The following is a 20,653-nucleotide window of genomic DNA, read 5'->3' as shown; positions in this document are numbered from 1 at the left end:
CTCCGCGACCGGCGGCGTGGCGTTCGTCGGCACCGGCCCCGGTGACCCCGACCTGCTGACCGTGCGTGCGTTGCGCCTCATCGAGGACGCCGAGGTGCTGGTCACCGAGGCGCCGGAGCACCTGACGCTGGTCGCCGCGCTGCGCGGCGACCTCGAGGCCGACGGCGCGCCGGAGGTCGTCGACGGCGGCTTCGGCGAGGACGGCCAGCCGCTCACCCACGCCGCCCGCGCCAAGGTGGTCGTCAAGCAGGCCAAGCGCGGCAAGCGCGTGGTCCGCCTGCTCGGCGGCGACCCGTTCCTCTACGCCTCCGGGCCCGAGGAGGCCCAGGCGGTCGCCAAGGCCGGCATCGGCTTCGAGATCGTCCCCGGCGTGTCGTCGGTCAGCGCGGTCCCGGCGTACGCCGGCATCCCGCTCACCAACAAGGACCACCGCGAGGTCGCCGTGGTCACCTGTGGCGAGAAGATCGACTGGACGCGCTACTGCGACACCCCGACCCTCGTCCTGCTCTCCGCCGTCGGCCAGATCGGCGACATCGCCAAGGAGCTGATCGCGACCGGCCGCTCGCCGCAGACGCCGGTGGCGATGACCCGGGTCGGCACCACCACCGAGCAGCAGACCGTGACCTCGACCCTCGAGCAGATCGCCGCCGACGCCCGCGCCGCGCGGGTCGCCCCTCCGGCGGTCACCGTGATCGGCAAGATCGTCGACCTGCGCGAGACGCTGTCGTGGTTCGAGACCAAGCCGCTGTTCGGCTGGCGGGTGCTGGTGCCGCGCACCAAGGAGCAGTCGGCGTCGCTGTGCAACCGGCTGCGCCACTTCGGCGCCGTGCCCGAGGAGGTCCCCACCATCTCGGTGGAGCCGCCGCGCAACCCGCAGCAGATGGACAAGGCCGTGCGCGGCCTGGTCGAGGGCCGCTACGAGTGGATCGCGTTCACCTCGGTCAACGCGGTGAAGGCGGTGCGGGAGAAGTTCGAGGAGTACGGCCTCGACGCCCGGGCGTTCAGCGGTCTCAAGATCGCCGCGGTCGGCGACAAGACCGCGCAGGCGATCGCCGCGTGGGGCCTGCGCGCCGACCTGGTGCCGTCGGGCGAGCAGTCGGCCGCCGGCCTGCTCGAGGAGTGGCCGGAGTACGACGAGCAGCTCGACCCGATCAACCGGGTCTTCCTGCCGCGCGCCGACATCGCGACCGAGAACCTGGTCGCCGGGCTGATCGACCTCGGCTGGGAGTGCGACGACGTCACCGCCTACCGCACCGTCCGCGCGGCGCCGCCGCCGGCGCCCACCCGCGACGCGATCAAGACCGGCAAGTTCGACGCGGTGGTGTTCACGTCGTCCTCGACCGTGCGCAACCTGGTCGGCATCGCCGGCAAGCCGCACCCGTCGACGGTGATCGCCGCGATCGGCCCCGCGACCGCCAAGACCGCCGAGGAGCACGGCCTGCGGGTCGACGTGCTGGCTCCCAAGCCCGACGTCGAGCTGCTCGTCGACGCCCTCGCCGACTTCGGCGCGGCGCGCCGCCAGGCGCTGCTCGACGCCGGCGAGCCGGTCACCAAGCCCAGCGACCGCAAGCCCACGGGCCGCCGCCGTAAAGCTGAGTGACGTCGAGTAGGGACTTCTCACCGCCGAGTGGGGACTTCGTCGGCCTCGAGTGGGGGTCCGCGGCCCTCGAGCGGCCGGGCTGCGAGCGCGCAGTGCGAGGAAGTGCCTCCTCGAGCCGGCGGAACCACCCAGTGAAGCGTGAGGAAGTGCCTACTCGACCATCGGGGAGGATGGTGGGATGAGCGAGATCGAGCGTCCCGTCGTCAGGCCGCGCCGGCTGCGCACCACGCCCGCGATGCGGGAGCTGGTGGCCGAGAGCCGGGTGCGGCCCGAGCAGCTGGTGCTGCCCGTGTTCGTGCGCGAGGGGCTGGCCGAGCCGCAGCCGATCTCGTCGATGCCCGGCGTGGTGCAGCACAGCCGCGACTCGCTGCGCAAGGCGGTCACCGAGGCCGCGGCGGCCGGGGTCAAGGGCGTGATGCTGTTCGGCATTCCTGCGGCCAAGGACGCCACGGGGTCGTGCGCGGTCGACCCCGACGGCATCCTCAACGTCGCGATCCGCGACGTGGTCGCCGAGGTGGGGGACGCGCTGGTCGTGATGAGCGACCTGTGCCTCGACGAGTTCACCGACCACGGCCACTGCGGCGTGCTGACCGCCGACGGCAGGGTCGACAACGACGCGACGCTCGCGGCGTACGCCGAGATGGCGCGCGTGCAGGCCGACGCCGGCGTCCACCTGGTCGGCCCGAGCGGGATGATGGACGGCCAGGTCGCCGTGATCCGCGCGGCGCTCGACGAGGCCGGCCACACCGACACCGGGATCCTCGCCTACGGCGCCAAGTACGCCTCCGCGTTCTTCGGCCCGTTCCGCGAGGCCGTCGACAGCTCCCTGCAGGGCGACCGCCGCACCTACCAGCAGGACCCCCGCAACGGCGTCGAGGGCGTTCGTGAGGCGGTGCTCGAGGTCGAGCAGGGCGCCGACATCGTCATGGTCAAGCCGGCGCTCGCCTACCTCGACGTGCTCCGCCAGGTGCGCGACGCCCCGGAGCTGCGGGGGTGCCGGTGGCGGCCTACAACATCAGCGGCGAGTACGCCATGGTCGAGGCGGCCGCCGCCCACGGCTGGATCGACCGCGAGCCGGCGATCGTCGAGACGCTGACCTCGATCCACCGTGCCGGTGCCGACGTGATCCTCACCTACTGGGCCGTCGAGGCCGCGCGGCTGCTGCGCTGACACCGGAAGTGGTCCCGTCGGCACTGGCCGCACCGACCGGGGGGTGCGACGCTCGCGACGTGACCAGCACGGACCCGGTCGTGACCAATCCCGAGCACTACCGCGTCCTGTTCGAGAACGAGCGGGTCCGCGTGCTCGAGTACGTCGACGAGCCGGGCGCCGCGGACGGTCAGGGGCCGCTGGGGCCGCAGTCCGGCTGAGCAGTCCGGCGGCCCGGGGGCTGCCGGCGCCGCACTACCTCGGTGTTCGGGACGCTCCCTCGGTGGTGTGACCTGTCACAGCACCGAGGAAGTGTCACGAACACTGAGTTACTGCACTCCCGGCGGCGGACAGGGGCGCCCCGGTCGGGCAGTGCGCCTCAGTTCTGCGGTGTGCCGGCCAACCGGTCGACGCAGGCGTCCCGGTCGTCCAGCAGCCCCAGCTGCTGCAGCAGCCTGGTGAGGTTGAGGCCCAGCGGGTTCGTGACGTTGTCCAGGAGGCGGGTCGTGCACTCGACGGTGGCCTCGGCGACCGTCCAGAGGTCGGGCGCCACCTCCTCGAGCCCGTCGGTGACGGGGCCGAGCGGGCCCTTGTTGCCGCCACCGCCGTTGTCGTTGCCGCCGCCGTTGTTCCCGCCGTCGTCGTTGCCGCCGCCGTTGTCGTTGCCGCCGCCGGGCGTCTCGTCCTCGGGCTGGGTCGGCGGGGTGACGTCACCGCCGTCGTCGTCCGTGCCGCTGCTGTCGCCGGCCGGGTTCGGCGCGCGGTCCTTGTCGCCGGAGCCGGTGTCGTGGCTGCCGGGGTTGTACGTCGGGGCCTGCGGCACGATGTAGCCGGCCGAGGTGGTGTTGTTGGGGATCGTCGAGAAGTCGCCCTCGAGGTAGGCGTCCATGATCGAGAGCACCAGGTCGACGTAGGACTGGCTGTGGTTGTAGCGGTGGACCGCGGCGCGCTGGCCGACGACGGTGGAGAGGTCGTCGTTGCCGGAGCAGAGGTAGACGGCGCTGGCGAGGGCCGCGTCGTCGATGTCCTGCGGGTTGCGCTTGGAGTCGTTGTCGGCGTCGACGCCCACGACCGACCAGGTCGACGGGATGAACTGCATCGGGCCGATGGCGCGGTCCCACTGGGTGTCGCCGTCGAACTGACCGCCGTCGGTGTCGCTGATCGCCTTGGTGCCGCGCTTGCCGTTGAGCGGCACGCCGAAGATGCCGGGCTGCGCGACGCCGTCGTCGTCGAGCACGTTGCCGCCGTAGCGGCCGTGGTTGGACTCGACGCGGCCGATCGCCGCGACCAGCTGCCAGGTGAGCTTGCAGCTCTTGTCGGCGGCGTTGATCACGGTCTCGGCGCGCTGGTACGCCGCGAGCGCGGCGGACGGGATCTGGTTGGTCGAGGCGGTGGCGACGACGGTCTGGTCGTTGCCACCGGTGAGGCTGTCGGCGTCGGAGACGCTGGCGGGGGCCTCGATCGCCTGGTTGGGCACGCTGGTGCCGTCGGGGAGGGAGGTCTCGGGCTGCTGCTCCTCGGCGGAGGCGACCGTCGGGACGCCGCCGATGCCCGCGACGCTCGCGGTCCAGGCCGCCGACAGCAGGGCGAGCGGGACGATGGTGGCGGCGCGCTGCAGCCGCCCCAGGCGCTTCCTCGACATGTCCGTTCTCTCTCCCCTGCCCTGCCGGGCCCGTCGATCACCCGGGCCTCCGTCGAACCGGACCCGTGTGACGTCGCCCCCACCTCCCGAAGGGAGCGACAACCGGCCCAACGAACTTTGTCATACCCGCGTTACGGGTGTCACATGAGCCAATTTCCGGGTTGACCGGCGTGGCGCACCGCACAGGCGGCCCCCGAGGGCTATCCGCGCACGTGGATCGGTGACAATGGAGCGGTGACTCCTGCCCCGTCCGGCCCCGGCTCCGCGACCCGCCCGACCACGTCGGTACGCCGGTCGGCCGAGCTCTTCGACCGGGCCCGGGCGGTGACCCCCGGCGGGGTGAACTCGCCGGTGCGGGCCTTCAACGCCGTTGGCGGCACGCCGAGGTTCGTCGCGTCCGCGCAGGGCGCGTGGCTCACCGACGCCGACGGCAACGAGTACGTCGACCTCGTCGGCTCGTGGGGCCCGATGCTGCTCGGCCACGCCCACCCCGAGGTCGTCGCGGCCGTGCAGGCCGCCGCGGCCCGCGGCACGTCGTACGGCACGCCCACCGAGGGCGAGGTCGCGCTGGTCGAGGAGATCATCGACCGCACGCCCGTGGAGCGGCTGCGGCTGGTGTCGTCGGGCACCGAGGCGACCATGTCGGCGATCCGGCTGGCCCGCGGCTTCACCGGCCGCGACGTGGTGGTGAAGTTCGCCGGCTGCTACCACGGGCACCTCGACGCGCTGCTCGCCTCCGCCGGCTCGGGGCTGACCACGTTCTCCATCCCCGGCACCCCCGGCGTGCCGGCCAGCTCGACCGAGCTGACGCTGGTGCTGCCCTACAACGACCGGGCCGCCGTCGAGGCGGCGTTCGCCGAGCACGGCGACCGGATCGCCTGCCTGATCACCGAGGCCGCCCCCGGCAACATGGGCGTGGTGCCGCCGGAGCCGGGCTTCAACGCGTTCCTCGCCGACACCTGCCGCCGCTACGGCGCGCTGTTCGTCAGCGACGAGGTGATGACCGGCTTCCGCGTGTCCCGGAGCGGCCAGTGGGGCACCGACGGCGCGGCCGAGGGGTGGCGGCCGGACCTGATGACGTTCGGCAAGGTGATGGGCGGGGGCCTGCCGGCCGCGGCGTTCGGCGGCCGCGCCGACGTGATGCACCACCTCGCGCCCGAGGGCCCCGTCTACCAGGCCGGCACCCTGTCCGGGAACCCGCTCGCCACCGCCGCCGGCCTCGCCACGCTGCGGCTGGCGACACCGGAGGTCTACGACCACCTGGCGGGGGTCGCCGACGTGCTGCGCCCCGCGGTGTCGGAGGCCCTGACCGCCGCGGGCGTCCCGCACGTCGTGCAGTCGACCGGGTCGATGTTCTCGGTGTTCCTCACCGACGAGCCGGTGCGCGACTTCGCCGGTGCCTCCCGCACCGACGTGGCGGCGTACGCCGCGTTCTTCCACGCGATGCTCGACCGCGGTGTCCACCTGCCCCCCTCGGCGTTCGAGGCGTGGTTCGTGTCCGCGGCCCACGACGACCGGGCGGTGCAGGCCGTCCTCGACGCGCTGCCGGCGGCGGCGCAGGCGGCCGCTGCCGCCCGACCCGCGGAGGCCGACCAGTGAGCACACCCGACACCACGGTCCACCTCGTCCGCCACGGCGAGGTGCACAACCCCGAGGGCATCCTCTACGGCCGGCGCGACGGCTTCCACCTCTCCGACCTCGGCCGGCGGATGGCGGAGAAGACGGCCGAAGCGCTCGCCGGGCGCGACGTCACCGTGGTCCGGTCCTCCCCGCTCGAGCGGGCCCGCGAGACCGCCGCGCCGCTCGCCGAGAAGCTCGGGCTCGAGATCGAGATCGACGAGCGGGTGCTGGAGTCGACCAACCGGTTCGAGGGGCTGACGTTCGGCCGCGGCAACAACGCGCTGCGCAACCCGCTGCTGTGGCGTCACCTCTACAACCCGTTCAAGCCGTCGTGGGGCGAGCCCTACCGGGCGATCGTGACGCGGATGATGTCGGCGGTCCACGACGTACGCCGGGCGGCCGCCGGGCACGAGGGCGTGATCGTCTCCCACCAGCTGCCGATCTGGACGACCCGGCTGCACGTCGAGGGGCGGTCGTTCCTCCACGACCCGCGGCGACGGCAGTGCACGCTGTGCTCGGTGACGTCGTTCCACTTCGTCGACGACCGGATCGCCCAGGTCTCCTACCACGAGCCGGCGATCGACCTGATCCCCCGCGCGCGACGTCCACGCGCCGTTCTCGGCGGGCGACGCGCCCGAGGAGCGGCGCCCCGAGGGCTCCCTGCCCGCCGAGGAGCCCGAGTCCTGAGCGTCCGCCGTCCCGCCGCACCCGTCGCGCTCCTGCTCGGCGGCGTGCTCCCTCCTCACCGGCTGCTCCGGGTTCGCGGGCACCGGTGAGCTGGAGTACGTCCCGGGCGCGGGCAACATCGTCGAGATCCCCGCCGACGAGCGCGACGAGCCGGTCGAGCTCGTCGGCGAGACCGTGCAGGGCGACCCCCTCGACCTCGCCGACAGCCGCGGCGAGGTCGTGGTGGTCAACGTGTGGTGGTCGCTCTGCGGTCCCTGCATCGAGGAGATGCCGATGCTGGTCGAGGCGGCCGCCGAGCTGCCTGCGGCCGACACCGAGTTCGTCGGCATCAACATCCGCGACCTCGCCCCCGAGAACGCCGCGGCGTTCGAGCGCGACCGCGGCGTCGACTACCCCTCGATCTACGACCCGGGCAGCGAGACCCTCGACGCGTTCGGGCGCTACCGGCCCTCCGGGATGCCGTCGACGGCTGTGCTCGACCGCGACGGCCGCGTCGCCGCGCTGATCAGCGGCGCGATCCCGTCGAAGAGCACGCTGGTCACCATCGTCGAGGACCTGCTCGATGAGTGAGTGGTTCGAGACCCAGGCCGCGGCCGGGTCGCTCGCGCTCGCGGTGCCGGTCGCGGTGATCGCCGGCCTGGTGTCCTTCTTCTCCCCGTGCGTGATCCCGCTGCTGCCGGGCTACCTCTCCTACGCCACTGGCCTCTCCGGCGCCGACCTGGCGTCCGGTGAGGCCGCGCGGCACCGCGGCCGGATGCTGCTTGGCTCGGTGCTGTTCGTGCTCGGGTTCGCGGTGGTGTTCGTGCTCCTCGGCGCCGCGTTCGGCGGGGGTGGCGTCGTGGCTCCGTCGCTGGCAGGACGAGCTGACGACGGGCATGGGTGTGCTGCTCGTGGTCCTCGGGCTGGTGTTCTCGGGCCTCGTGCCGTGGCTGCAGCGTGACTGGCGGGTGCACAAGCTGCCCAGCGTCGGGCTCGGCGCGGCCCCCCTGATCGGCGCGCTGTTCGCGATCGGGTGGACGCCCTGCATCGGCCCGACGTACGGCGCGATCGTCGGCCTCACCTTCTCCGACGCCACCGCGATGCGGGGCGCCTTCCTCTCCCTCTGCTACGCCGTCGGGCTGGGCGTGCCGTTCATCCTCGCCGGGCTCGCCTACCGCCGCACCCTCGGCGCCGTCGCGTGGGTCCGCCGGCACCAGGCGTGGGTGATGCGGCTGGGCGGGCTGATGCTGGTCGTGATCGGCGTCCTGATGCTCACCGGCGCCTGGGACCACCTGGTGCAGTGGGTGCAGCTGCAGGTCGTGGAGTACGGGGAGACCCCCTGTGACCCAGACCCGCACCCGGACGCCTCCGACGCGCCGGCCGGGCGAGCTCACCGCCCGCGAGCTGCTGCGCTGGTCGTGGCGGCAGCTGACCTCGATGCGCACCGCGCTGCTCCTCCTGCTGCTCCTGGCGCTCGCCGCGATCCCCGGCTCGGTGATCCCCCAGAAGGGCGTCGACGCGCTGGCGGTCACCCGGTGGAAGGAGGAGCACCCCCGACCTCGCGCCGGTCTACGAGAAGCTCGGCCTGTTCTCGGTCTACGACTCGATCTGGTTCTCCGCGATCTACCTGCTGCTGGCGCTGTCCCTCGTCGGCTGCATCGTGCCGCGGTGCGCGGTCTACGCCCGCGCGTTCCGGGCGCAGCCGCCCACGACGCCGCGCAACCTGGCCCGGCTGCCCGAGCACACGACGTACGAGACCTCGGCGACGCCCGAGGAGGTGCTGGCCCGCGCCCGCGAGGTGCTCGGCCGGCGGCACCGGCTGCGCACGGTCGGCGACCTCACCGACTCGGTGAGCGCCGAGCGCGGCCACCTCCGCGAGGCCGGCAACCTGCTCTTCCACCTCTCGGTGCTGGTCGTCCTGGCCGGCTTCGCGGTCGGCGGGCTGTTCGGCTACCAGGGCGGCGTGATCCTCGTGCAGGGCTCCACCTTCGGCAACAGCCTCACCCAGTACGACGACTTCGACCCCGGCGGGCTGTTCACGCCCGAGCAGCTCGACGACTTCGACTTCACCGTCGAGGAGTTCGACGTCGAGTGGCTCGAGAGCGGCGCCGGCGCCGGCACCGCCCGCGGGTTCACCGCCGGGCTCTCCTACCGCGAGGACGACGGGCCGGCCGACGACTACGACCTGCGGGTCAACCACCCGCTCTCCATCGGCGGCACCGACGTGTTCCTCATCGGCCACGGCTACGCCCCGGTGATCACGATCCGCGACGGGGAGGGCGACGTCGCCTGGACCGGCCCCCACCGTGTTCCTGCCCCAGGATTCGTCGTTCCTGTCCTTCGGGGTGGTGAAGGCCCGGGCGGCGAAGCCGACCCCGATCGGGCTCGAGGGCGTCTTCTACCCGACGTTCGCGATGTTCGACGGCGACCCGGTCACGGTCTTCCCCGACGACCGCAACCCGCTGCTGTCGATGCTCGCCTACACCGGCGACCTCGGCCTCGACGACGGCGAGCCGCAGTCGGTCTACGTCCTCGACAAGGACGCGGCCACCCAGCTGGAGAGCGAGGACGGCAAGCCGTTCCGGCTCGACCTCTCCGTCGGCGAGACCATCGAGCTGCCCGACGGGCTCGGCTCGGTGACGTTCGAGCGGGTCGACCCCTGGGTGCGGGTGCAGATCAGCCAGACCCCCGGCAAGGAGGTCGCCCTGGCCGGCGTCGTGCTCGCCCTGATCGGGCTGTGCGGCTCGCTGTTCGTGCGCCCCCGCCGGGTGTGGGTGCGGGCCCAGGCTGCCGCCGGCACCGGGGCGGGGGACACAATGGACCGGACGGTCGTCGAGGTCGCCGGGCTCGACCGGTCCGGCAACGGCGACATGGCCGAGGTGCTGGCCGACGTGGTCACCGCCCTCCGGCAAGACGAGAAGGGAAGCACGTGACCGACGCCGCGTGGGAGACGCTGAGCAACCAGGCCGTGGCCGCCGCAGGGGTGGTCTACTTCGTCGCACTGCTGGTGCACCTCGCCGAGTGGGCGAGCCTGCGCCAGCGGCAGGAGGCGCCGCAGGCGGTCGTCGTCGGTGCAGGCGGGGCCGAGGGCACCGAGCCGCCGGTGACCGCGCACGTCGACGCGGCGGCGACCGGCCGTCGTACGCCGGCCGAGCGGATCGCCTTCCTCGGGCGGCTCGGGTTCCTGCTCACCGCGATCGCCGCCGCCGCGCACCTGGTCTCGCTCGTCGGCCGCGGGATGGCCGCCGACCCCAACCGGGTGCCGTGGGGCAACATGTATGAGTTCACGCTCGCCGGCACCTTCGTCGTGACGGTGATGTACCTCGCGCTGCACCGCCGGTTCCGGCTGGGCTGGATGGCCCCGCTCGTCGTCGGGTTCGTCGTGACCACGCTGATGGTCGCGGTGATCTGGCTGCACGAGCCGGTCGCGCCGCTCACCGAGGCGCTGAACTCCTACTGGCTGGTGATCCACGTCGTGTCCGCCGTGATCGCCACCGGTGCGTTCACCCTCGGCGGCATCGCGTCGATCATGTACCTCGTCAAGGCCCGCAAGGGCGAGACCGCGACCGGTTGGCTCGCGCGGGTGCCGTCGCTCGACGCGCTCGACAAGCTCGCCTACCGCGTGCACGCCTTCGCGTTCCCCGTGTGGACGTTCGCCGTGCTGATCACCGGGCCGATCTGGGCGCACGAGGCCTGGTCGCGCTACTGGAACTGGGACCCCAAGGAGGTGTGGGCGTTCATCACCTGGGTGGTCTACGCCGGCTACCTCCACGCCCGGGCCACCGCCGGCTGGAAGGGCCGCAACGCCGCGATCATCGCCCTCGTCGGGCTCGCCACGCTGTGGTTCAACTTCATCGGCGTGAACTACTTCTCCTCCTCCAGCCAGCACTCCTACGCCGGCGAGGCGCCTGCGGTCGTGCGGCAGCTCTGAGGATCGGGGCTGAGGGTCGCGCTCGGCGGCTGGAGCGGGGCCGGAGGAGCGGGGCCGGAAGGAGCGGGCCGGGAGGAGCGGGGCCGCGGAGGCGGCGCGGCGCTAGCCGTCCTCGGGTGGCTTCTTCGCCCGCCGCCGGCGACGCTCGAGCTCGCGGAGGAAGTCCTCGTCGTCGTCCGGCGCGACCGGCCGCGAGGGCTTCCGGGGCAGCTTCGGCCGGGGCAGGACGGGCTGGCCGCCGGGCCCGCCGCGCTCCTGCAGCGCACGCGTGACCAGGTAGGTCACCAGCGCGAAGATCGCGACCACCAGCAACAGCTTCAGCACACGTCCAGCGTAGGTCGTGGGTGGGCGGCGCGGGTCACGAATCGGACACGACCCGGGTGACGACCTAGGCTGGAGCGGTGAAGGAGTTCTGGGTCTACACCCTGATGCGGGCCGCCGTCTTCGTCGCCTCGTTCGCCGTCGTCTTCGGCCTGTGGTTCGCGGTCACCGAGGACGTGCCGGTCCTGTGGGCGATGGTCCTGGCCTTCGTCGTCAGCGGCGTGGCGTCGTACTTCCTGCTCCAGCGGCAGCGCGAGCAGTTCGCCGTCAAGGTCGAGGGCCGGGCCCAGCGCGCCGCCCGGCGGTTCGAGGAGTCGCGGTCCAGGGAGGACACGGACTGATCGTGGGGTCGGTCCCACTTGCCGCAGGTTCATCAAGGTATGTCGGTGAGTTGCCGCTTCCCATGGTGGGTACGCCGTGGGAGGCGCGGGTTCGTCGACATACCGTGATGAATCTGCGCCGGCCGTGACGGAATGAGCCCCGCCCTCACCCCCCGACGACCAGCCCGCCGAACACCCCGGCCGCCCAGAGCAGCTCGGCGACGCCGGTCTGCTGGAGCACGGGGATCAGGCCGGGTCCGCCGGCGCCGCCGAGCACGGTGCGCAGCGCGGGGACGGTGGGGGCGAGGAAGACCAGGCCGAGCAGCGCCCACCAGGTCGTGAGCGCGGCGAGGCCGGCGAGCGCGGCGACGGCCACCAGCACCAGCGCGGCGTAGAGAACGCGGGTGCGGCGGTCGCCGAGCCGGACTGCGAGGGTGAGCTTGCCGGCGACCCGGTCGGTCGGGATGTCGCGGAGGTTGTTGGCGACGAGCAGCGCGCAGGCGATCGCGCCGACGCCGGTGCCGGCGAGGAGGGCGGGCCAGCCGCTGTCGGCGAGCTCCTCGGTCTGCACGTACGTCGTGCCGACCACGGCCACCAGCCCGAAGAAGACGAAGACCATGACCTCGCCGAGCCCGAGGTAGCCGTAGGGCTTCGAGCCGCCGGTGTAGAACCAGGCGGCGAGCACGCACGCGGCGCCGACGGGCACCAGCCACCAGGCGGTGGTGGCGGCGAGCACGAGCCCGGCGGCCGCGGCGACCCCGAACGCGAGGAACGCCGCCCGCTTGACCGCGCCCGGCGACGCGAGGCCGGAGCCGACCAGCCGCAGGGGGCCGACCCGCTCGTCGTCGGTGCCGCGGACGCCGTCGGAGTAGTCGTTGGCGTAGTTGACCGCGACCTGCAGGGCGAGGCTGACCACGAGGGCGAGCAACGCCTTCCACCACACCGCGTCGCCGTCGTACGCCGCCACGCCGGTGCCGGCGAGCACCGGGGCGACCGCGGCGGGGAGGGTGCGCGGGCGGGCGCCGGCGAGCCAGTGGGCGGGAGTGGCCATGACCGGCGATCTAAGCAGGTACGGCGACGCCCTGCTGCCGCAGGTGCCGTTCGGCCATCCGGGAGGCGGGGTGGATGGCGACGGCGGCGACCACGACGATCGCGGCGATCACCAGCCAGCCGGGCGTCCCCCACTCCATCGCGAGGAACGTGTAGGCGGCGGGCGCCCAGACCGAGCCGATGGTGTAGCCCAGCTGGGAGACGCCCTGGTACTCACCGCGGCGGGCCGGGTCGGAGAGCTCGGCCTGCAGCCCCCACTCGCCGGCGGACTGGAACAGCTCGGCGCCGGTGACGGTCACGTGGCCGATCCACACCAGCGCGATGGTGACCCAGCCGACGGTGTCGTGGGTGACGAGGACGATCCCGCACGACAGCACGAAGAAGTACGCCCCGCGCCGCTGGGCGCGCAGGGAGTCGGCGACCGTGGTGATGCCGCGGGCCGCGGCGACCTGGAGCAGCACCGCCATCACGGTGTTGGTGCCGAACAGCCAGGCCAGCAGCACCCGCGGTGCGTCGGTCGCCTCCACCAGCCACAGCGGGATCACCACGTTGAGCAGCACCTGGTGGGTGGCGAGCACGCCGCCGCAGATCGACATCAGCAGGAAGCCGCGGTTGCGGAGGGCGCTGCGCCGCTCCCCGGCGGCCTCCACGGCCTCCTCCAGGGGAGCCTCGCGCTCGACGTGGTGGGCGGTCGAGGGCAACCGCGAGACCAGCACCGCGTTGAGGAGCAGGAGGGCGGCCGTCGCGACCGGGACGGCCCGGACCACGTCGTCGCTGTTAGTGGCCAGCGCGATGCCGGCGAGCAGGGCGCCGAGGGTGTAGCCGACGTTGCGGGCGGCACGGAAGTAGGCGTTGGACCGCACCCGCTCCTCGCGGGGGAAGACGTCGAACCGGTAGGCGTTGCGCGAGGACCGGGCCGAGGTCTGCACCAGGCCCAGCGCCACCATCATCGCGACGAAGGTCCACCACCCGCCGACCACGAGCCAGACGAGGTAGAGCACCGCCTCGACGAGCGAGCTCAGCGCCCACATCCGCTTGGCGCCGTAGCGGTCGGAGAGCTTGCCGAGCGGCACGGCCAGCGCGAACGTCGCCACGCCGGAGAAGGTGAGCCCGAGGCCGACCTGGGAGGCGGAGAGCCCGACGATCTGGGTGAAGAAGACGGCGCTGCCGGTGAGGAACACGCCGTCGCCGAACGCCGACAGCACCGACTGCGCGGAGAGCCGGCGGACGAGCGAGGTCGGGCCGGCGAGCCGGAGCGCCCGCTCCGAGAAGTGTCTTGACATCAAGACAACTCTACGCCGGCTCGACCGGCAGCGGCGCGGAGGGCGGTGGCTGCTCCGCGAGGGCCTCGGCCGGCGTCACCGGCGTCTCGGCCTCCGGCGGGAAGTGCTGGTCGCGGAACCGCTCGGCGAGCCGCACCGACGGGCCGAGACCGGCGGTCGCGGCGACGATGATCGCCGCGATCACCAGCCAGCCCGGGCCGGACCAGCTCAGCGCCAGGAACGTGAAGAGCGCCGGCGCCCAGCGGGAGCCGAGCGCGCTGCTCACCTCCTGGATGCCCTGGTACTCCCCCGCGCCGGCGCGGGTCCATCAGCTCGGCCTGGAACGACCAGCTCGCCGCCGAGATCGCGAGCTCGGCGCCGGTGACGGTGACGTGGCCGAGCCACACCAGCACCACCGTGAGCAGGCCCGCGGTCGAGTGGGTCGCCATCGTGATCACGCACGAGACGACGAAGAACCCGGTCGACACCCAGGCGTAGCGGATCGCGTCGTGGACGTTGCGCACCCCGCGGGAGGTGTAGGCGGGGAGGAAGATGCAGAGCACCGTGTTGGTGCCGAACAGCCAGGCGAGCAGCCAGGTCGGCGCGTCGGTCGCCTCGACCAGCCACAGCGGGATCACGGTGTGGAGCAGCACCTGGTTGGTCCAGAGCGTGCCCAGGAAGAACATCGCCAGCACCCAGCCGACGTTGCGCACCGGCCCCGGTCCGCTCGGACGCTGCCGGCGCTCGCCGCTCGCCACCCGCAGGTCGTGCGGAGCCGCCGGCAGCCGGGTGATCGCGTAGGCGTTGAGCAGCATCAGCGCCGCCGCGAACCAGGGCGTCCAGCGGATCACCTCGGGGTCGTCGAACGCCAGGGCGACACCGGCGATGAGGGCGCCGAGGGTGAAGCCGACGTTGAGCGAGGAGTACATGTACGCCTGGGTCTCCACCCGCTCCTTCGGTGGCAGCACGTCGAGCACGTAGGCCTGGTGGCTCGAGCCGCCGAGCGACTCGAACGCGGAGAACACGACGGCGACCGCGACGTACTGCCAGAAGCCCTCGACGAACGGCAGGGCCAGGAACGCCGCGGCGCGGCCGATGCCCGAGGCCGCCCACACCCGCTTCGGGCCCAGCCGGTCGACGACCCGGCCGGCGGGGTAGGCGAAGAGGAACTCGGCGACGCCGGCGATGGTGATCGCCAGGCCCACCTTGCCGGCCGACATCCCCACCACCTGGGTGAGGAACACCGCGCTGCCCGTCATGAACGTGCCCTCGCCGGTCGAGAAGAGCATCGACTGGGTGGCGAGGCGCCGGGGACAGCTGCGTGGGCGGGACCAGGCGGCGCAGGAAGCCCCGTCGGTCCCCCGAGACGGTGGTGGACATCGCCGGACATTCTCCGCCCGGCCGCTAGCGTCTGTCGCATGAATTACGTCGTTCCGCAGGGTGATCCGGACGACATCGTCGCCACCCTCCAGGGCTGGCTCGAGGGCCCGGGGGACGTGCGGCTGGTCGTGGAGACCTCCGGCTCCACCGGCCGCCCCAAGCGGGTGGCGCTCCCGCGCGAAGCGGTGCTCGCGTCGGTGGCGGCGAGCCGGCGCCGGCTCGGTGCCGCCGGCCGCTGGGTGCTCGCCGTGCCGCCGACGTACGTCGCGGGCGTGCAGGTCGTCGTGCGCTCCCTGGTCGCGGGCCACCCGCCGGTGCTGCTCGACCGCGACGGCTGGCCCGACGCCGACGGCTGGTTCGTGTCGCTGGTGCCGACCCAGCTCGGCCGGATGCTGGACGACCCGGCGGCCACCGCCGCCCTCCGCCGCGCGCACACCGTGCTGCTCGGCGGGGGCCCGGTCGACCCCGCGCTGCGCCGCCGCTGGACCGAGGCCGGGGTGCGGGTGGTGACGACGTACGGCGCGGCGGAGACCGCCGGCGGCTGCGTCTACGACGGCGTCCCGCTCGACGGCGTCGCGGTCGCGCTCGGCGACGGCGGCCGGATCCGGATCGCCGGCCCGACCCTCTTCGAGTCCTACGTCGGCGACCCGGCGCTGACCACGGCCGCGCTCGTCGACGGGTGGTACCTCACCTCCGACGCCGGGCGGTTCGACGAGGACGGCCGGCTGGTCGTCCTCGGCCGGGTCGACGACGTCGTGGTCTCGGGCGGGGTCAACGTCCCGGCGGTCGCCGTCGCCGCGCGGCTGCGCGAGCACGCCGCCGTCGCGGGCGCCGAGGTGCTCGGCGTGCCGGACGAGGAGTGGGGCAACCGGGTGGTCGCGTTCGTCGCGCCGCGCCGACCGCTCGGGCTCGACGAGCTCCGCGACTGGGTGGCCGCCGCCTGTCCGCGGTCGTGGGCGCCGCGGCAGCTCGTCGTGGTCGACGACGTCCCGCTGCTGCCCAACGGGAAGCCGGACCGGCGGGCGCTCCTCGGCCTGGTCGCGGAGGACGCCCGGTGAGGGTGGTCGCGGTCCCGATGCGGACCCGGTTCCGCGGCGTCACCGTCCGGGAGGCGGCGCTGCTGCCGGGGCCGGCCGGCTGGGGGGAGTGGAGCCCGTTCCTGGAGTACGACGCCCGGGTCGCCGAGCCGTGGCTGCGGGCCGCGGAGGAGGCCGCCGCCGGCGACTGGCCGGCGGCGGTGCGCGACGCCGTACCCGTCAACGTCACCGTGCCCGCCGTCGACCCTGCGACCGCTCACGGCATCGTCCTGCGCGGCGGCTGCCGCACCGCCAAGGTCAAGGTCGCCGAGCCCGGCCAGGCGCTGGCCGACGACCAGGCGCGGCTGGAGGCGGTGCGCGACGCGCTCGGCGCCGGCGGCCGGTTGCGCGTCGACGCCAACGGCGCCTGGTCGGTCGACGAGGCGGTGGCCGCGGTGGGCGTGCTCGACCGCGCCGCCGGCGGGCTGGAGTACGTCGAGCAGCCGTGCGCCACCGTCGAGGAGCTCGCCGCCGTGCGGCGGCGGGTGGACGTGCCGGTCGCCGCCGACGAGTCGATCCGCCGCGCCGAGGATCCCTACCGGGTGCGCGACCTCGGAGCCGCCGACGTCGCGGTGCTCAAGGTGCAGCCGCTGGGCGGCGTCCGCGCCTGCCTGCGGATCGCCGAGGAGATCGGGCTGCCGGTCGTCGTGTCGTCGGCGCTGGAGACGTCGGTCGGGATCGCCGCCGGCGTGGCTCTGGCCGCGGCGCTGCCGGAGCTGCCGTACGCCTGCGGCCTCGCCACCGTCCAGCTGCTCACCGACGACGTGGTGGACGCGCCGCTGCTGCCGGTCGACGGGGCGCTGCCCGTGCGGCGGCCGGCCGTCGACCCCGGCGCGCTCGACCGGCTGCCGGCGCCGCCGGACCGGGTGGCCTGGTGGGAGGCCCGGCTCGCGGAGGTGACCGCGCTGCGGCAGGATCGGCGTCCGTGACCCCTGCCCCCACCCCGCCCTCGGCGACCGCGCTCGCCGACGCCGTCGTCGCCCGGCTGGTGGCGGCCGGGGTCGGCCACGTGGTGCTCGCCCCGGGGTCGCGCAACGCGCCGCTGGCCTACGCCGTCTGGGGCGAGGTGCACGGGCCGGGCCGGCTCGAGCTGCACACCCGGATCGACGAGCGGACCGCCGGCTTCCTCGCGCTCGGCCTCACCAAGGTCGGCGCCCGGGCCGCGGTCGTCTGCACCTCCGGCACCGCGGTCGCCAACCTGCACCCGGCCGTGCTCGAGGCGGCCCACGCCGGCCTGCCGCTGGTCGTCCTGACCGCCGACCGGCCGGCCCGGCTGCGGGGGACCGGCGCCAACCAGACGACCGACCAGGTCGGGATCTTCGGCCGCCTCGTCACGACGTACGACGTCGCCGCGCCCGCCGACCTCGACGGTGTCCCCTGGGATTCACCCGGCGTCCTGCACGTCAACGTGCAGCTCGACCTCCCCCTCGTCCCCACGTCGAGTCCGGCCTCGTGGTCGTCCGAGTCGGGTGTCGTGGCGGGCCCTCCGTCACCACGACCCCCGACTCGAGCAACCACGAGGCCCGATTCGACCAACCACGAGGCCCGATTCGACGTGTTGCCGCAGGGGCCGCGGACGGTGGTGGTGGCCGGTGACGAGGCGGGGCCGCCGGCGCGGGTGCTGGCCGAGGCGGGCGGGTGGCCGCTGCTCGCCGAGCCGACGAGCGGCGCGCGGACCGGCCACAACGCGCTGCGCTGCTACCGGCTGCTGCTCGGCACCGACCTCGGCCGCGAGGTCGAGCGGGTGGTCGTGGTCGGCCGGCCGACGATCTCCCGGCCGGTGACCGAGCTGCTCCAGCGGCCCGACGTCGAGGTGCTCGTCGTCCCCGCGGCCGGCGTGTGGCCGGTGCGGCCGCTCGGCGCCACCCCTCCTCGCCCGGGTCCCGCGTGCCGAGGGCGCGGACGACCCGGCGTGGCTCGAGCGGTGGCGCGAGGCCGACCGGGCGGTCGGCCGCCGGGTCGACCTGCTGCTCGCCGGGCAGCCCGCGATGACGCCGTACGACGTCGCCGGCGCGGTGTCGCGCGCGCTGCCCCCCGGCGGCCTGCTCGTCGTCGGCGCCTCCAACCCGGTGCGCGACCTCGACCTGATGGCGCGGCCGGCGCCGGTGGGGGGAGCGGCGCCGGGTGGTCGGCAACCGTGGCCTGGCCGGCATCGACGGCACCGTCAGCACGGCCGTCGGTGCCGCGCTCGGCCGGCCGCACTCAACCCGCAACCTCGCCCTACTCGGCGACGTCACCTTCCTCCACGACCAGACCGGCCTGGTGCTCGGACCGGACGAGCGGCGGCCCGACCTCACCGTCGTCGTCGTCAACGACGACGGCGGCTCGATCTTCGCGGTCCTCGAGCAGGGCGCCCCGGAGCTGGCCGACTCCTTCGAGCGGCTCTTCGGCACTCCGCACGGGGTCGACCTCGGCTCCCTCTGCGCCGCCACCCGCACCCCGCACCTGCGGGGTCACCTCCCTCCCCGAGCTCGAGCAGGCGCTGGCCTCGCCCAACGGCGGGCTGGAGGTCGTGGAGGCGGTCGTCGGCCGGGCCGACCGCCGCGAGCTCGACGCGGCCATCCGCGGGCTCGCCGGCTGACCACCCGCGAGCCCGCTGCGGCGGTCCACTTGTTTGAGGTCCGGACGCAGGGGGAGGATCGCGCTCGACCAGCACCAACCAGCCGAAGGAAACCGATGAAGCCGTTCCTCCGCATCATCGCCGCGTTCGCTGCTCTCGCGATCGTCGGCAGCATCATGTCCGCGACCGGTTCCGCGCAGGCGGCGCCGGCTGCTCCCTCCGAGCGCGCCACCACGCCCGCCCTCGTCGCCAAGGCCGAGCGCGACGCCCAGCGCGCCGTCCGCTGCTTCCGCAAGTGCTTCGGCGCGGTCTCGATGTCCCGCGACCAGGCGTGGGGCGGCTACATCAACACGCCCACCCGGAAGGGTGCGATCCAGCGGGCGCACAAGCGCTGCAAGAGCCTGTCCAACTACCCCGGCCAGTGCCGCAAGCTCGGCTGGGTGCGCAACGGCTGCATGGCGGTCGCGATCAAGACCAACTCGCAGGGCTGGATCACCAGCTGGGCCACCGGCTACGCCAACCGCAAGGCCGTCGCCAACCGCAAGGCCAAGAAGCGCAACGGCGGCGGCAAGATCCGCGCGTCGATCTGCACGGCCAACTGAGCAGCTCCACCACCGTCGTCGCCCCCGCGGTCCCCACCGCGGGGGCGACGCCGCGTCCGGGGCCGGTCGCTCGGATGGCACCGACGGCAGCCGCGGCAGCCGCGACGCCCGTTGCAGGTGCGGTCCGCGGGCTACGGTGAGCGCATGCGCCTGACCAAGCTCGGCCACTCCTGTGTCCGGATCGAGCACGACGGCGTGACGGTGGTGATCGACCCCGGCGCCTTCACCGAGCCGGATGCGGCCGACGGCGTCCACGCCGTCCTCATCACCCACGAGCACCCGGACCACTACGACGCCGACCGGCTGCGCCGCTGCGACGCGCCGGTGTTCACGATCGCCGCCGTCGCCGACCGGATCCGCGACGACGCGCCCGACCTCGCGGAGCGGGTCACGGTCGTGGCGCCCGGCCAGGCCTGGGAGGTCGGCGGCCTCCCGGTGAGGGCGGTGGGGGAGAAGCACGCCGTGATCCACCCCGACCTCCCGCACTTCGACAACAGCGGCTACCTCCTCGAGGCCGGCGACACCACGGTGTTCCACCCCGGCGACGCCCTCACCGAGCACCCGAGCGTCCCGGTCGACGTGCTGCTCGCCCCGGTCTGCGCGCCCTGGATGAAGGCGGCCGAGGGCATCGACTACGCCCGGTCGGTCGGCGCCGCCCGCAACGTCGCGATCCACGACCGGGTCTACTCCGACGTCGGCCTGGCCATCGCCGACACCCACTTCGGCCGGATCCTGGGCGCCGCCGGTCTCGACTACGTGCGGCTCCCCGACGGGGCCGACCTCCCCCGCTGACCGACCGGCTGGCCGGCCCATCGACCGGCCCATTGACCGGCCCGCGCCCGTCCGCCTGCGGCGCGGGAGGCATGATGGAGCGATGCGCTCCTCGATCATCGGCGCCGCTGCCGGCGTGGTCCTGCTCGGTGGCATCGTCGGCTTCGCCGTCGGCCTGCCCGAGGTCGTCGGCGAGGGGAGCGACGTGGCCGCCGCGACCGACCGGCGCCCGGTCGCCGAGCTGCTCCCCGAGGACCTGCTGGACGGCGAGCTGCAGCGGATCGGCGCCATCAGCCCCCAGTTCACCGAGATGGCCGACCAGGTCGAGTCCTACGGCGCCGACCGGCTGTCGGAGGCCTTCGGCGGCGACGTCGCGGTCGCCCGCTACGCGACCTCCGGCCTGGACACCGAGGTGAGCATCACCGTCTACGACGGGGAGTCCACGTTCTTCCTGCCCACCGGGCCGCCGATCCCGCCGGAGCTGAGCGCCCAGCAGGGGCTCGTCAACGACGTGCAGCAGGTCGGTGACGCGGTCTGCACCGGGCAGTGGCAGGCCCAGGCCTACCAGCAGGGCGGCGCGCCGTTCCAGAACCAGTGCCAGCGGGTGGTCGACGGCCGCACCTTCAACGCCCACGCCGGCGGCGGCTACACGCTCGAGCAGACCGCCGAGGCTCTCGCCGACGTCGTCGCCCAGGCGGGCTGA

The 20,653-nt window shown here is 73.9% G+C and carries 21 protein-coding genes and 3 pseudogenes; 19 read left to right on the top strand and 5 right to left on the bottom strand.

All coding sequences use genetic code 11. The features are described from left to right. Positions 1-16: 16 nt before the first annotated feature. From MF408_RS06895 to MF408_RS06885, 4 genes are all read left to right on the top strand, one after another. Positions 17-1,600 carry a uroporphyrinogen-III synthase gene (locus tag MF408_RS06895; protein WP_240250782.1) on the top strand — a complete coding sequence of 528 codons (1,584 nt, stop codon included), beginning with the start codon at positions 17-19 and terminating at the stop codon, positions 1,598-1,600. 178 nt (positions 1,601-1,778) lie between these two features. Continuing rightward, positions 1,779-2,696, top strand: coding sequence for a porphobilinogen synthase (gene hemB, locus MF408_RS06890; protein WP_345893863.1), 918 nt, complete (start codon positions 1,779-1,781; stop codon positions 2,694-2,696). Next, positions 2,633-2,770, top strand: a complete 138-nt coding sequence (locus MF408_RS26705; RefSeq protein ID WP_345893862.1) for a hypothetical protein — start codon at positions 2,633-2,635, stop codon at positions 2,768-2,770. Before hemB ends, MF408_RS26705 begins: the two co-directional genes overlap by 64 nt. Positions 2,771-2,829: 59 nt before the next feature. Next, positions 2,830-2,970 (top strand): hypothetical protein, encoded by a 141-nt coding sequence (locus MF408_RS06885; RefSeq protein WP_240250781.1) that lies wholly within the window; start codon positions 2,830-2,832, stop codon positions 2,968-2,970. A gap of 158 nt (positions 2,971-3,128) precedes the next feature. Here MF408_RS06885 and MF408_RS06880 read toward each other — a convergent pair whose 3' ends face one another. Continuing rightward, a complete protein-coding gene (locus MF408_RS06880) occupies positions 3,129-4,391 on the bottom strand; it encodes a lytic murein transglycosylase (RefSeq protein WP_240250780.1) in 1,263 nt (420 codons plus the stop codon). 234 nt (positions 4,392-4,625) lie between these two features. Here MF408_RS06880 and hemL point away from each other — a divergent pair, with 234 nt between their 5' ends. The 8 genes and pseudogenes from hemL (at position 4,626) to ccsB (ending at position 10,608) form a co-directional block, all read left to right on the top strand. Beyond that, entirely contained in the window at positions 4,626-5,990 is a 1,365-nt protein-coding gene (gene hemL / locus MF408_RS06875) for a glutamate-1-semialdehyde 2,1-aminomutase (protein WP_240250779.1), read from the top strand. Next, positions 5,987-6,625 (top strand): annotated as a pseudogene (locus MF408_RS06870) (histidine phosphatase family protein); the annotation flags it as partial. The gene hemL and the pseudogene MF408_RS06870, both read left to right, overlap by 4 nt. A gap of 247 nt (positions 6,626-6,872) precedes the next feature. Next, positions 6,873-7,268 (top strand): TlpA disulfide reductase family protein, encoded by a 396-nt coding sequence (locus tag MF408_RS06865; RefSeq protein WP_240250777.1) that lies wholly within the window; start codon positions 6,873-6,875, stop codon positions 7,266-7,268. Further along, positions 7,261-7,638, top strand: coding sequence for a cytochrome c biogenesis protein CcdA (locus MF408_RS26700; RefSeq protein ID WP_240250776.1), 378 nt, complete (start codon positions 7,261-7,263; stop codon positions 7,636-7,638). The genes MF408_RS06865 and MF408_RS26700 overlap by 8 nt, the downstream gene beginning before the upstream one ends. After that, positions 7,574-8,176 (top strand): annotated as a pseudogene (locus MF408_RS26695) (cytochrome c biogenesis protein CcdA); the annotation flags it as partial. The gene MF408_RS26700 and the pseudogene MF408_RS26695, both read left to right, overlap by 65 nt. Before the next feature lie 86 nt (positions 8,177-8,262). Further along, a pseudogene (locus MF408_RS06850) lies at positions 8,263-8,922 on the top strand (cytochrome c biogenesis protein ResB); the annotation flags it as partial. 61 nt (positions 8,923-8,983) lie between these two features. Further along, positions 8,984-9,610, top strand: coding sequence for a cytochrome c biogenesis protein ResB (locus MF408_RS06845; protein ID WP_240250775.1), 627 nt, complete (start codon positions 8,984-8,986; stop codon positions 9,608-9,610). Continuing rightward, positions 9,607-10,608: a c-type cytochrome biogenesis protein CcsB gene (gene ccsB, locus MF408_RS06840; protein WP_240250774.1), complete on the top strand. Its 1,002-nt coding sequence runs from the start codon at positions 9,607-9,609 to the stop codon at positions 10,606-10,608. The genes MF408_RS06845 and ccsB overlap by 4 nt, the downstream gene beginning before the upstream one ends. Positions 10,609-10,710: 102 nt before the next feature. On the opposite strand, the gene MF408_RS06835 is transcribed toward ccsB, so the two are convergent. Then, complete coding sequence (locus MF408_RS06835; RefSeq protein ID WP_240250773.1) at positions 10,711-10,932, bottom strand: hypothetical protein; 222 nt, start codon at positions 10,930-10,932, stop codon at positions 10,711-10,713. Positions 10,933-11,009: 77 nt separating this feature from the next. Between MF408_RS06835 and MF408_RS06830 the strand changes: the two genes are divergently transcribed. Further along, the gene (locus MF408_RS06830; RefSeq protein ID WP_240250772.1) at positions 11,010-11,270 is read left to right on the top strand and encodes a DUF4229 domain-containing protein; all 261 of its coding nucleotides are present in this window, start codon (positions 11,010-11,012) and stop codon (positions 11,268-11,270) included. Positions 11,271-11,415: 145 nt separating this feature from the next. On the opposite strand, the gene MF408_RS06825 is transcribed toward MF408_RS06830, so the two are convergent. Genes MF408_RS06825 through MF408_RS06815 form a run of 3 tightly spaced genes read right to left on the bottom strand, consistent with a single transcriptional unit; the run spans position 11,416 to position 14,850 of the window. Next, the gene (locus MF408_RS06825) at positions 11,416-12,300 is read right to left on the bottom strand and encodes a 1,4-dihydroxy-2-naphthoate polyprenyltransferase (protein WP_240250771.1); all 885 of its coding nucleotides are present in this window, start codon (positions 12,298-12,300) and stop codon (positions 11,416-11,418) included. 10 nt (positions 12,301-12,310) lie between these two features. Next, a complete protein-coding gene (locus MF408_RS06820; RefSeq protein ID WP_240250770.1) occupies positions 12,311-13,582 on the bottom strand; it encodes an MFS transporter in 1,272 nt (423 codons plus the stop codon). Beyond that, on the bottom strand, positions 13,582-14,850 hold the full coding sequence (locus tag MF408_RS06815; protein WP_240250769.1) for an MFS transporter: 1,269 nt from the start codon (positions 14,848-14,850) through the stop codon (positions 13,582-13,584). The genes MF408_RS06820 and MF408_RS06815 overlap by 1 nt, the downstream gene beginning before the upstream one ends. Before the next feature lie 129 nt (positions 14,851-14,979). On the opposite strand from MF408_RS06815, the gene MF408_RS06810 reads away from it, so the two are divergent. The 6 genes from MF408_RS06810 to MF408_RS06785 all read left to right on the top strand — a co-directional run bounded on the left by MF408_RS06810 (position 14,980) and on the right by MF408_RS06785 (position 20,653). Then, positions 14,980-15,999, top strand: coding sequence for an AMP-binding protein (locus MF408_RS06810; protein WP_240250768.1), 1,020 nt, complete (start codon positions 14,980-14,982; stop codon positions 15,997-15,999). Beyond that, positions 15,996-16,946 carry an o-succinylbenzoate synthase gene (locus MF408_RS06805; protein WP_275693368.1) on the top strand — a complete coding sequence of 317 codons (951 nt, stop codon included), beginning with the start codon at positions 15,996-15,998 and terminating at the stop codon, positions 16,944-16,946. The genes MF408_RS06810 and MF408_RS06805 overlap by 4 nt, the downstream gene beginning before the upstream one ends. After that, positions 16,943-18,598, top strand: coding sequence for a thiamine pyrophosphate-binding protein (locus MF408_RS06800; protein WP_240250767.1), 1,656 nt, complete (start codon positions 16,943-16,945; stop codon positions 18,596-18,598). Before MF408_RS06805 ends, MF408_RS06800 begins: the two co-directional genes overlap by 4 nt. Positions 18,599-18,693: 95 nt before the next feature. Continuing rightward, positions 18,694-19,179 carry a DUF4189 domain-containing protein gene (locus tag MF408_RS06795; RefSeq protein WP_240250766.1) on the top strand — a complete coding sequence of 162 codons (486 nt, stop codon included), beginning with the start codon at positions 18,694-18,696 and terminating at the stop codon, positions 19,177-19,179. A 144-nt stretch (positions 19,180-19,323) separates the two neighbouring features. Continuing rightward, positions 19,324-19,971 carry an MBL fold metallo-hydrolase gene (locus MF408_RS06790; protein ID WP_240250765.1) on the top strand — a complete coding sequence of 216 codons (648 nt, stop codon included), beginning with the start codon at positions 19,324-19,326 and terminating at the stop codon, positions 19,969-19,971. Positions 19,972-20,053: 82 nt separating this feature from the next. Continuing rightward, positions 20,054-20,653 carry a hypothetical protein gene (locus MF408_RS06785; protein WP_240250764.1) on the top strand — a complete coding sequence of 200 codons (600 nt, stop codon included), beginning with the start codon at positions 20,054-20,056 and terminating at the stop codon, positions 20,651-20,653.

It is taken from the genome of Nocardioides sp. TF02-7, assembly GCF_022437945.1.
Classification (GTDB): domain Bacteria; phylum Actinomycetota; class Actinomycetes; order Propionibacteriales; family Nocardioidaceae; genus Nocardioides.
This window is presented reverse-complemented; position numbering and strand designations above follow the sequence as displayed.